At 36.6% G+C, this 11,719-nt stretch carries 9 protein-coding genes and 2 rRNA genes; 4 read left to right on the top strand and 7 right to left on the bottom strand.

Going from position 1 to position 11,719, the window contains the following annotated elements; translation table 11 throughout:
- Positions 1-383: 383 nt before the first annotated feature.
- A complete protein-coding gene (locus tag M3182_RS20080; protein WP_251559782.1) occupies positions 384-1,175 on the bottom strand; it encodes an HAD family hydrolase in 792 nt (263 codons plus the stop codon).
- A gap of 254 nt (positions 1,176-1,429) precedes the next feature.
- Here M3182_RS20080 and M3182_RS20075 point away from each other — a divergent pair, with 254 nt between their 5' ends.
- Positions 1,430-2,392, top strand: coding sequence for an endonuclease I family protein (locus tag M3182_RS20075; protein WP_251559780.1), 963 nt, complete (start codon positions 1,430-1,432; stop codon positions 2,390-2,392).
- A 44-nt stretch (positions 2,393-2,436) separates the two neighbouring features.
- Here the strand turns inward: M3182_RS20075 and M3182_RS20070 are convergent, their stop codons facing one another.
- From M3182_RS20070 to M3182_RS20060, 3 genes are all read right to left on the bottom strand, one after another.
- On the bottom strand, positions 2,437-3,228 hold the full coding sequence (locus tag M3182_RS20070) for an endonuclease/exonuclease/phosphatase family protein (RefSeq protein WP_251559778.1): 792 nt from the start codon (positions 3,226-3,228) through the stop codon (positions 2,437-2,439).
- A gap of 2 nt (positions 3,229-3,230) precedes the next feature.
- Positions 3,231-4,880 carry a PTS transporter subunit IIBC gene (locus tag M3182_RS20065; RefSeq protein ID WP_251559776.1) on the bottom strand — a complete coding sequence of 550 codons (1,650 nt, stop codon included), beginning with the start codon at positions 4,878-4,880 and terminating at the stop codon, positions 3,231-3,233.
- 512 nt (positions 4,881-5,392) lie between these two features.
- Positions 5,393-5,926, bottom strand: a complete 534-nt coding sequence (locus M3182_RS20060; RefSeq protein WP_251426603.1) for a hypothetical protein — start codon at positions 5,924-5,926, stop codon at positions 5,393-5,395.
- 329 nt (positions 5,927-6,255) lie between these two features.
- On the opposite strand from M3182_RS20060, the gene M3182_RS20055 reads away from it, so the two are divergent.
- A complete protein-coding gene (locus tag M3182_RS20055; RefSeq protein WP_251426601.1) occupies positions 6,256-7,215 on the top strand; it encodes a D-2-hydroxyacid dehydrogenase in 960 nt (319 codons plus the stop codon).
- A 54-nt stretch (positions 7,216-7,269) separates the two neighbouring features.
- Here M3182_RS20055 and M3182_RS20050 read toward each other — a convergent pair whose 3' ends face one another.
- Positions 7,270-8,025, bottom strand: coding sequence for an NADPH-dependent oxidoreductase (locus M3182_RS20050; RefSeq protein ID WP_251426599.1), 756 nt, complete (start codon positions 8,023-8,025; stop codon positions 7,270-7,272).
- Positions 8,026-9,057: 1,032 nt separating this feature from the next.
- On the opposite strand from M3182_RS20050, the gene M3182_RS20045 reads away from it, so the two are divergent.
- On the top strand, positions 9,058-10,269 hold the full coding sequence (locus tag M3182_RS20045; protein ID WP_251559774.1) for a CynX/NimT family MFS transporter: 1,212 nt from the start codon (positions 9,058-9,060) through the stop codon (positions 10,267-10,269).
- A gap of 28 nt (positions 10,270-10,297) precedes the next feature.
- The gene (locus M3182_RS20040) at positions 10,298-10,972 is read left to right on the top strand and encodes an SOS response-associated peptidase (RefSeq protein ID WP_251426595.1); all 675 of its coding nucleotides are present in this window, start codon (positions 10,298-10,300) and stop codon (positions 10,970-10,972) included.
- Between the two features lie 133 nt (positions 10,973-11,105).
- Here the strand turns inward: M3182_RS20040 and rrf are convergent.
- Positions 11,106-11,221, bottom strand: a 5S ribosomal RNA gene (gene rrf / locus M3182_RS20035).
- Positions 11,222-11,598: 377 nt separating this feature from the next.
- Positions 11,599-11,719 (bottom strand): 23S ribosomal RNA (locus M3182_RS20030); the annotation flags it as partial.

The raw sequence follows: 11,719 nt of genomic DNA, 5'->3' as shown, positions 1-11,719 counted from the left end.
TATTTTTGTAATGATATCTAACATATTTTATGGAAGTGAAAAAAATGACTCTTGAAACAAAAGTTGTAGGTATTTATCCCTGCAAATTAAATAACATATTCTCGCCCCTTTAGAAAAAACTACTAAATGGAGGTGAACAGAATGAGCGATAAACAAGTAAATTATCCTAATGTGAACTTGAAAGGGAAAAGAAACAAGCAAAAAGGAGAAAAAGAAGCTAGTCAGATGCGTTACGAAAAAAAGAACCCACAATAAGAAGAAAACTCACAATTGCAAGGTACAAACGTCTTGAGCATAAGAAAAAGGCATCCCGCAATAGCATGATGCCTTTTTCTGATTTTAAAAAATGAAGCAAAAGAAAAATAAGAGTTTAATTTAAAATGCTAGGAATCTTGTAATTTATCAAGTAATGGATACAGTTGTTCTAAATGCTGTATTTCAAAAGTCGGGTTCACTTCATTTCGCTTATTACCGTTACGATTAATCCAAACAGATTTCATCCCGATTGTATTTGCTCCAAGGATGTCAGTCATTAAATTGTCACCCACCATAATGGCTTCCTCTTTTGTCAATTGCATGAGAGATAATGCATGTTGAAAGATACCTGGATCTGGCTTTCCTTTACCGAAATCCCCTGAAATTACTATTTCATCAAAAAATGGAACCAGTTCTGCTGTAATCGTCAATTTCGTTTGTTGCAAATCTGGCGAACCATTTGTTAATAATAAAAGACGGTAATTTTTCTTCAGGTTCTCAAGTACTTTAAATGTTTCTTCATATACAAAAGGTAGTTCTTTTCTCTTTACTGGGAAGGTTTCCGCCAATTCACGCCCAAATTCTGGATCCTCGATTCCTACCTTTTTTAATCCCTGGGTCCACGCATCTTTTCGATAGGTAGGGACGATCTCTTTCATTTTTCTAAATTGGTCATGATCATCTAAAAAGTTGCCCCATAATCCCTCAAATGGATTAATGCCAATCATTTGTGTGAACGTATACGTTTCATAGGATGCATATAATTCTCGTGCGGATTCGCGGACGGCCTCTTCCAATTGTTCGGTATGAATTCCGTAGCGTTCCTCAGCTATTTTACAAGTTGCTACAAATGCTTCCTTGATACTTTTTTGATCCCAAAGAAGCGTATCATCTAAATCAAAAAAAATCGCTTTTATCATATGTCCTCGCTCTTTCTACATTTTTATTTTTTACTAGTTTATCATTATTTAAATAGAATGAATATACGAAAAATGAAACTATTTTTTAGGGCTTACTTGTTTTCAAAGTTCTTCTCCAATACTTTTCTAATATGTTATCTAATTAAATTTGGATGATTCACTAGCATTTTTTTTGATCTTCTTTATCAATCCATTATACTGTGAATCTCTTTTTTGTATAATAGAAACAAACAGAAAAGAACGGATTGAGACGAATGCGAAGAAGGAAGCAAAAGAGAGTACGCAAAAAGAGTAAAGCTAATCGTCTTAACACAAATCCAAATGAAAAAGTTGACTTACGGAAACAATTAGCTTTTTTGTCTTCAAATAAACGGAGAATGCTTTCGAATGATGAAATCTACTTTAGTGAAATATCAAATCAAGAACAGATAAAACAATATTATAGCTCAATTTTATCAGATAGTAATGAACCATTCATTAATACTCAAGCACTCACAAAATTACTAGCAAATACACATAAAAATCAAGTCCCCTACTCTATTAGCAAAGACTTGTATTTATATACTTGGGTTGATTTATATCCAGACGGATCCGTGAAAAGTATATACTCAGGAGAAGAAAAAAACCCCGCTTCTTTAATTGAAGAAGATCATGAAATCATTGAGCTTAGATACAAAGAATTTATAAAAACTCTACAAGAGTTAGGTCACGATGATTATCTGCCCTTAAAAAAAATCAAAACGATAGAATGGAAGTATAAGTATAATACCGAGCACATCGTACCACAATCCTGGTTTAATGGTCTTGAACCAATGAAGGGTGATTTACATCATCTGTTTACCTGTCAGCCTGAGTGCAATATATCAAGATCCAATTTTCCTTATACTGATTTCGCATTCTATACTCCAGAATTGGCAAATGAGCCCATCCAAAACCATTGTGGAATCACAGTTAATGCCAAGTTTGAACCAGAACACGGTAAAGGGAAATGTGCACGGGCTATGCTCTATTTCTTACTTCGGTACCCACATGCAATCAAAAAGTCTTTTTTAGAACTGATTGACATTCCTTTGCTGGTAAACTGGCATCGTCAATTTCCAATTACTCTTTACGAAAAACATCGAAATCAAGCCATTTTTCTTATTCAAGGAAACCGAAACCCTTTTATCGATTTTCCCAGATTAGTTGATTTCGTTGAATTTCCCATGAAAAAGTAAAGCGAAATCGCAAAAAGGTATAGCTGTGGCTATACCTTTTTATCCTAGAGATTTACTTCGACCTCTATGCCGTAATGATCAGAAATCACTGGTTTATGTTTTCCATTAAAAATGACTTTACTGCTTTTCACCTCAACATCCGTGCTAGTAAGGATTAAATCGATTCTGAGGTCTTCTTTATTATCATCCCATCCTTTAATTTCCCCCACCACGGTCGCACCATGGTCTTTTGTATTCGCTAAATGGTAAGCATCGAAAACACCTTTGCTTAGAAGGTAGTCATACCCTTCATGTCTTGTGTTCGCATCATTATTAAAATCTCCCATTAGGAAGAAGGGAGATTCCTCGTTTATTTTACTGAATAGAGAGTCTACTTGATGCTCATATGATTCTTGTTCATCATGCCACCACCCGAGATGACAGCTATAAAATCGGACAAGTTTCCCCTGATAACGAATTTTAGCACCGACAATTCTTCTCGCTTTCCAATTCGTGATATCACTAGATTTCGTCACAAAGAAAGAATAAGTTTTTTCGACGGGATGTTTTGTTAGAAGAGCTACCCCTTCTTCATAAATATCAAAGCCAATATGTGCACATTCCCAGACAAATTCATAACCAGTTACACCGATTTGTTTTAATTCTTCTAATAAGAAGAGAACAAAATTATCATGCTTCAGTTCTCCGTCAATGTTTTCCGGATTTAATTTTTGACTTACTTCTTGAAGAGCAATCACATCATAGGATTGCTCTTTAATTGCCTCAGCTAAGATCCTTATTTTATTTAACTGATTTTCTTCAAGCCAAGAATGACAATTTAATGTTAATAATTTCATACTTACGCCCCTAATCGATCCTGGATATCAGATTTTAAGACATCCGCTTTGGGGCCATAAATAGCTTGTACCCCTTTATCTTTTAAGACTAAGCCTAATGCTCCATTTAGCTTCCATTCCTTCTCAGTAGCTACAGCTTCAATATCTTTAACAGTAACACGAAGACGAGTCATACATGCGTCAACATCCTCAATGTTTTCTTCGCCACCAAGTAATTCAATAATTGTGTTTGCTAGAGAATCGTCTTGCTGTTTTACACCCTTATCAGAGCCTGTTGAAGCTTCTGTAGCATCTTCTTCAATATAGTTCCCTAACCGACCTGGTGTTGCATACTTAAACTTTTTAATAATAAAGTTTGCAACCGCAAAGTTTAATCCGAAGAATAACAAACACGCTACAACAAAATAAACTAAGTCAAGCCACAAGCCTGCCTTCAAGATCATTGGTGTACGAGTTAATAGTTCGATAAACCCGAATGAATGAATTCGGATATTCACAATATCAACAATCGCGAATGCTAGTCCGGTCATTACTGCATATGCACCATAAAGAACTGGAGCAACAAACATAAACATAAATTCGATTGGCTCTGTTACACCTGTTAAAAACACTGCTAATCCAGCTGATAAAAACATAGATTTATATTTTGTACGCTTATCTTTGTCTACATTTCGATACATTGCAAATGCAATCCCGATTAAAGCCGCTGTTGAAAGAATCATTTGTCCAACTTTAAAACGTGCAGGTGTTACGTCGTTTAATAGAGCCTGGTAACCAGCGGTGTCACCAGTCGCAAGCAAATTGTTAAGATCTGCAATCCATGCTAACCATAAAGGATCTTGTCCAGCAACGGTTGTACCAGCACTACTTCCTGTTAAAATGGTATAAGTTCCACCTAATTCAGTATAATTCATTGGTACCGTTAACATATGATGCAAACCAAAAGGTAATAACAAACGTTCTAAAGATCCAAATACAAATGGAGCAACAACAGGCGCTGTATCCCTTGAGGAAGCAATCCAACGGCCAAAGTCATTTAAAGCTCCTTGAATATATGGCCAAACAAGCGATAAGATAATGGCTGTTAAAATAGATCCTCCAATAACAACAAACGGAACAAAACGCTTTCCATTAAAGAACGCAAGAGATTGAGGTAGTTTATTAAAGTTATAATATTTGTTAAATAAATTGGCCCCTAAGAAACCAGAGATAATACCAACAAATACCCCCATATTTAATGCAGGAGCTCCTAGAACTGAAATGAAGTAATCCGATACAATTAATTCATTCCCCAATAGCGAGTTTACAGTTGCTTCAGGATTTGCTAGCATCTCGCTGTTCACACCAAAAATTGCTCCTGTAATACGGTTAATTAAAATAAACGCGATTAAAGCTGCAAAAGCACCGCCCGCACGTTCTTTTGCCCAAGATCCCCCAATCGCTACAGCAAATAGAATATGAAGATTCCCTATTACTCCCCAACCAATCTCCTCTAGAATGACGGCAATGGTGTGAACCAGACCAATGTCTCCACCTACCATAGCGACTAATTTTCCGAGCGAGATCATAATCCCCGCAGCTGGCATAACAGCAACAACGACTAATAACGCTTTACCAAACTTTTGCCAAAAATCAAATGACATGAATTTCATTGTTTTATCTCCCTTTTACTTAATCTCAGGCAAACGTTTGCACGAATAATTCAAAGAAATCATTTCGTAATCGCTTGCCAAAAAACCACAAATATAACTATTTAGACGACCTATAATATATTATCAGTCTCAAAATCAAAACGTTTACATCTTATCGTTAAAAATGATTCTTTTTGAACCCCTCTGTAATCTTCAACCCCCATCCTACTAGTACTCTCTATTATTGCTTCAATACAAGTTAGTACCGCCCAGGCTATAAAAATGATTTGTATGGAACCATTTATTAAAAAATGATTGTTCATAAAAAGTAGAACAGATAAACGATACTTTCGATTTCGAATAAATCGCTTACAGAACTACCTTCTTTACTCTGAATTAAAAATAACATAATTTTTCTCCTCGTGCAATCGTTTGCGCAAAAATTTATTATTATTAATAGTTTGAAAAAGAGATAGATTTAAAATGAAAAAGAGCTAATGAACCTACTGGTTCATTAGCTCAAGAACATTTAGTTATGAGTTAAATGTTTTTCTAACTTCATTCCACATTGTGCTTTGAAAGCGCAAGATGGATTTCGTCACTCCCACCCAATAGAAGAAACATGGTGTATAGCGACTTTGAGATTCAGAGGAAGCTACTTTATTTTCTACCGCTTGTTGTTGCTTGTCTACATTTAATCTCCTCACCTCTTGCTCACCTTGAACTACAGTTGGAGACTCTTCTTTTGGTTCTTGCTGCTCTGACTCATCAACATTTAACATCGAATCCATCGCGTGTGATATGAGATTTTTTAATTCCTCTTTGGAGAACTCTTTAATTGAAATCCATCCTCTTGAATCGACTTGAAAATCATTTGCGATAACGATCTCCTCGGACATATACTTTCCAATAACATAGCCGTTGCCAGTTGTATGCAATTGAGTCGCTAAAACCTGACCTCGCTGTTTACTTTTTGGATAGTGATAACTTAATTTTCCATTGCTCATTTCTTTTTCGACTAAATCAAATGAACGAAAAATTTCCTTCTTCTCATCAAAAGATAACATTTGAACTCCCCCTCCCAACGGTATGTGTTATTTGAATAATATTGCTACTAAAACCACTTCTATTATTTCTTCCTTTTAAAAAGAAAAATCCCTCCTTTCTTTATTAAAATAATTTTGAATTAATAGAAAAACTCTTGTAAACTCAATTTGTATGAAAACCCTTTGGAGATTTAGTTCCTTTTATATCTTCAAAATCAAACTTGCAAATTGAAAAAATATTATACAACATTAGAAGCACAAGGGATGGAAACGCCTAATGAAGCTTTTCTTCCTTTTGCTTCTGCTTAGCTCTATTGATTTATACGGAAAAACAGAAAGGGAGGAAAAAAATGACGCAACGGAAATTAATCATAACTCATAATCTTAATGAAAATCTTATTGAGTCGGTTAAGGAGGTTGTACCTGACTGGGAAGTTATTATTGGCAGAGAACCCTCGAGTTGGAATCATCATCTCCAAAGTGCAGAAATTATTGTGGGCTGGAAAAAAGAAATGAGTGTTCTATTTGACCATGAGCATAAACTAAAATGGCTTCAATCTTGGAGTGCTGGAGTCAACAGTATGCCACTAACAAAGTTAAAATCAAATCATGTGGTTTTAACAAGTGCAAATGGAGTCCATGCTTATCCAATTTCTGAAACAATTTTTGCGTTGATGTTATCCTTAACTAGAAATATCCATACTTATGTCAGAAACCAACTTTCAAAAACTTGGAACCATTCTGGGCTTAAATTAGAATTACACGGGAAAACATTAGGAATCATTGGCGTAGGAGCAATAGGAAAAGAAACCGCGAAGATCGCTAAGGCATTCGGTATGACTGTTTTAGGTGTTCGAAATTCGGGACAATCTGAGCCATATGTAGACGCTATGTATTTAGCAAACGAACTGAATGAAGTGCTCCCCCAGTGTGATTATGTAGTCGTAACACTTCCACTCACAGACAACACACGGCAGATGTTTGGTACGAGTCAATTTCAACAGATGAAACCAAGCACGATTTTCATCAATATAGGCCGTGGCCAAATTGTTGATGAAGCGGCTCTAATCGAAGCATTAGAAAATAAGAAAATAGCAGCTGCCGGCCTTGATGTTTTCGAAAAAGAACCTTTAAATGAAAACAGCCCATTATGGGAAATGGAGAATGTTATTATTACCCCACATACAGCTGGTTCAACCGAACATTATGCAACAAGGGTGATAGAGGACATCTTTATACCGAACCTCAGAGGATATTTAAACAATCAAATTCCATTTATAAATGTCGTGGACTTTAAAAAAGGCTATTAAAATAGGAAGGAGCTGCTCCTTCCCTCTTTTTTTACGTTATATGTATAATAAGATTTATTTCCTGTAGCGGAATCCCTGCCTTTTCAAGGCTGGTGGTACGGCCTCTTCATAGTTTTTAAATCCACGATCATAAAATTCAGCGACTTTTGAAGACCAGGTTGATTGATCCAAGCCATTTGTTCGTTCTACCATATAGTTTGAAATCTCTTCATCATACTGATTGATTAGTTCTAACTGCTTTTCCTCTTGATAAGTTTCTTCGTGGTAAACAGCATCAAGCGGAAGTCGAGGTTTTTTATCTGGTACATTCTTTGGTACGCCTACAACTAGACCAGTGATAGGGAAAACATAATCTGGTAATCCTAAAACCTCAATAACAGTATCAGGATTTTTACGGATTCCTCCGATCGGAACGATTCCTAAGCCAAGTGATTCCGCAGCTGCACTAGCATTGGCTATTGCAATCCCAACATCTGTACTTCCTACAATCACTGCTTCAATATGATCGGCAATTCGGAAATCTTTTCCGTTCTTTTCTGCCGCTAGCTTGGCACGATAAAAGTCCATACAAAAGACAAAGAACACCGGGGCAACTTCGATCCAGCTTTGCCCACCAGCAGCTTTGGCTAATTTTGCCTTTCTTTCTTTATCACGTACTTCAATAACACTCACTTGTTGTCCATTAATCCAATTTGGAGCCGCCATTGCTGTTTTAATAATCATTTGCGACTCTTTTTCCGTTACAGGTTTGTCCGGGTCATACTCACGGATTGAACGATGGTTGTTTAATAATTGGATAATATCATTCATTGCAATCACTCCTCATCTTCACCTTAACTGAACGCATCTAATAGAATCAAATAATGTGACCAAAAAACCAGAATGATGATAATAACAGATTCCGTACTGTTACAACACCTGAAAGTGCTGCCAATTTTTACTGCGTTGTTATTTCCATCTTGGGCTTTACACCAATAAAAAATGAGTGTCAATTTTATATGCAAAATGCACTCATTTTGACTTCCATATTTAATATTTGTGATTCAAACCCCGTTACGATGATTGTTCTGTTTTTTACTCCCTCTTTTCTTAGTAACAAAGCTAGATAAAGCGGAACTTCATTCAGTGGGGGTTCTCTATCCCCCACTGAATATTAGTCACGCATAGCCTAATTGATCATTCACCTATCGGGCTTTTGACTTTCAGTTGATTCCCTACTTATCCTTTTTGCGTCCTCCTCAAGTCTTGAAGTTGGGTCTTACTGTCAGTTAATGCGGGATGAACTATCACAGCTTTTCATGAATATATTTGACAGTGGACGCGCGATTCTATAAGTTTTAAAATACCTCTCCCTTAACCAGTTCACCGTAATAAGATTACATAAATTGGTAATTTCTTAGATTTCTATGTGAGGAAAGTAAGTGAAAAGACATTTAATTTACACAGAATAAATGGGGAAAATCCTAAAAGAAGCAAGAAACTAAAAAATGATGTAATTATTTTTGATTAAAAATCTCAATTTGGGCAATTTCCTCGTTGCCACAATGATCACATCTTAGTCTATCTTTTGTAAAACCCATGCATTGTTTACAGTAATTTTTTGTCATCATCTATTCCCTCCTTTAAATTTATGGATTTCTTAGTAATACGACAGAACGTTTGAGAATTCCTGCTAAAGCATATCCAATGTTTTTGCTTTGGTTCTGTTCTTTTCCCTAAATTACAAACAATAAACAGGGAAATATTTGAAACATTATCATATACAAAAATGAAAATATTTCTTATAATAATTCGAATAGTATGAATCATCTAACGATCATTTATATCGGAGGCGACATCGATATGGAAGCAAAACAACTAAAAAATACGCTCTTAATCCTTGGAATTATCTTTGTGGCCTTTAACTTAAGACCAGCAATCACGGCTGTAGGACCACTTGTAAGTTTTATTCGAGAAGATATGGGAATTTCAAATGGATTGGCAGGTTTATTAACTACTCTCCCACTCTTGTCCTTTGCACTTATTTCACCATTTACCCCAAGAATGGCTAATAAATTTGGAACGGAAGGAAGTATTTTCATTGGGCTCTGCTTATTAGGTGCAGGAATTCTGATTCGATCAACTGGATTTATAGCTCCATTATACATAGGAACCATTTTCATTGGTTTTGGGATTGCTATTTGTAATGTCTTGCTACCAGGCATGGTTAAACGGTCCTTCCCAGGAAAAATTGGCCTTTTAACTGGTAGTTACACTTTTTCAATGGCCGTATTTGCTGGTTTAGCTCCAGGGTTTAGTATCCCTTTGGCCGAAACATTCCAAACGCGTTGGCAAATGTCTCTTGCAATTTGGGTTATTCTATTATTATCGGCCATTTTGATTTGGCTACCACAGCTTAAAGTAAAAAAGAGTAAACCAGCTCTGGCCATAACAAAAACTTCAATGACCTCATTATGGACATCTCCAATCGCTTGGCAAGTCACCTTGTTCATGGGACTTCAGTCTATGATATACTTTAGTTTAACAGCTTGGTTACCAGAAATTTTGAATAGCCAAGGAATGGACATTGCTACAGCTGGCTGGATGGTTACACTTATGCAATTTTCGGGTTTACCTGCCAATTTCCTAATTCCTGTTTTAGCAGACAGACTGCCACATCAAAAGGGGATTGCACTTGGAATTGGCCTTTTTTGTTTTCTAGGCCTTGCCGGGCTTTTCATTGGTGGAAACTCACTATTTTTAACGATTAGTATTATTTTAATAGGCATTGCATTAGGTGCAGCTATAAGTCATGCTTTAACTTTGATTACTCTACGTGCTGCCGATTCACACCAAGCAGCCGATTTATCTGGAATGGCTCAATCAGTCGGCTATTTCCTTGCTTCAATGGGGCCATTTATTTTGGGTTACTTATTTGATATCTTTTCAACTTGGATGATTCCACTTATTCTCCTTATAGTTGTTTCGGTCCTATTTACGATTGCTGGTTTTGGCGCCGGTCGTAATCAATTTGTTCTTCAAAAAAATACAGAGAGTATTAGCCATGTTAGGTAATTTTATAAAGTGAAAGAGGGTTAAAAATATGTGTGGTCGCTTTACACTGACTGCAACTTTTGAACAGGTCATAGACCGGTTTGTTATCGAATCTTTTGCATTAGAAGTTCCATATCAACCTCAGTATAATATCTCACCTTCTCAATCCGTATTAGCAATAATTAATAACGGGGAGATAAATAAAATGGGCTATCTCAGATGGGGATTAATCCCTCCTTGGGCAAAGGACGAAAAAATAGGTTACAAGATGATAAATGCAAGAGCAGAAACATTGGAGGAAAAACCGAGCTTCCGCAAGTCTTATCAACAGAAACGCTGTCTGATTGTAGCCGATAGCTTTTATGAATGGAAACGTCAGAATGGGAAAGATAAGACACCGATGAGAATCAAACTTAAATCAAACGAATTATTCGGTATGGCTGGTTTGTGGGAAAAATGGTTATCCCCTACCGGCCAGGCCATCTTTACATGTACAGTTATTACTACTACTGCAAACCAACTTGTTCAAGATATTCATGATCGGATGCCAGTTATTTTAGAACCAGAAACAGAAAAGATTTGGCTAGACCCAAATACACCTATGAATGAACTTAAACCTTTGCTTAAACCAATTGAGGAAAACTTATTAGAAGTTTACGAGGTTAGCTCATTAGTGAATTCTCCAAAAAACAACTCAATTGGCCTGATTCAAAAGATTTGTTAAATGGTTAAACAGCACACCCAATTTAATTGGGTGTGCTGTTTTATCAAATCGATTTTAATGTAGAATGGTCTCTTAATGTTTCGCATTTATAAGAAGAAACAAAAAAACAACCATAGTTGGTTGTTTTCTAGTTGACCGGCGACGTCCTACTCTCACAGGGGGAAACCCCCAACTACCATCGGCGCTAAGAAGCTTAACTTCCGTGTTCGGCATGGGAACGGGTGTGACCTTCTCGCCATCGTCACCAGACTATTTAATTAAGGAGAGATCTTTTGCTATCGCAAAAATATTTGTTCCCTCAAAACTAGATAATGTTTGTAAGAAGAAAAGTAAATACTGAGTATCTAAGTTTTTTCGCGTTAGCGAAAATAACTTTCAATTTGTCTAGCTACGGCTCCTAACTTCTCGGCCCTTTCGATCCGTCCAAACAAATCCAAAACCGGGATTTGCATGGCCGGCTCTCCAACGTCTGTCGAAGTTGAACAGTCGCCTTCGCTTTTCGCAATCTAGCTCCAGAAGCCAAACCGTACGGCTGTTTCGCTCTCTCCTGCGAAATCAAAAAGCGACTTCTTCTCGAGAGCTCCAACATCCTAGCGGTTTAAACGGGCTTCTTCCGCTTTTTATTTTTGGTTAAGTCCTCGATCGATTAGTATCAGTCAGCTCCACACGTCACCGCGCTTCCACCTCTGACCTATCAACCTGATCATCTTTCAGGGATCTTACTTAGCTAATGCTAAAAGGAAATCT

Source organism: Mesobacillus maritimus (assembly GCF_023715205.1).
Lineage (GTDB): Bacteria > Bacillota > Bacilli > Bacillales > Cytobacillaceae > Mesobacillus_B > Mesobacillus_B maritimus_C.
This window is presented reverse-complemented; position numbering and strand designations above follow the sequence as displayed.

Bases quoted from the DNA above. Each gene is read 5' to 3' on its own strand.
- M3182_RS20080 (WP_251559782.1), bottom strand. From the start codon at position 1,175: ATGATAAAAGCGATTTTTTTTGATTTAGATGATACGCTTCTTTGGGAT.
- M3182_RS20075 (WP_251559780.1), top strand. From the start codon at position 1,430: ATGCGAAGAAGGAAGCAAAAGAGAGTACGCAAAAAGAGTAAAGCTAAT.
- M3182_RS20070 (WP_251559778.1), bottom strand. From the start codon at position 3,228: ATGAAATTATTAACATTAAATTGTCATTCTTGGCTTGAAGAAAATCAG.
- M3182_RS20065 (WP_251559776.1), bottom strand. From the start codon at position 4,880: ATGAAATTCATGTCATTTGATTTTTGGCAAAAGTTTGGTAAAGCGTTA.
- M3182_RS20060 (WP_251426603.1), bottom strand. From the start codon at position 5,926: ATGTTATCTTTTGATGAGAAGAAGGAAATTTTTCGTTCATTTGATTTA.
- M3182_RS20055 (WP_251426601.1), top strand. From the start codon at position 6,256: ATGACGCAACGGAAATTAATCATAACTCATAATCTTAATGAAAATCTT.
- M3182_RS20050 (WP_251426599.1), bottom strand. From the start codon at position 8,025: ATGAATGATATTATCCAATTATTAAACAACCATCGTTCAATCCGTGAG.
- M3182_RS20045 (WP_251559774.1), top strand. From the start codon at position 9,058: ATGGAAGCAAAACAACTAAAAAATACGCTCTTAATCCTTGGAATTATC.
- M3182_RS20040 (WP_251426595.1), top strand. From the start codon at position 10,298: ATGTGTGGTCGCTTTACACTGACTGCAACTTTTGAACAGGTCATAGAC.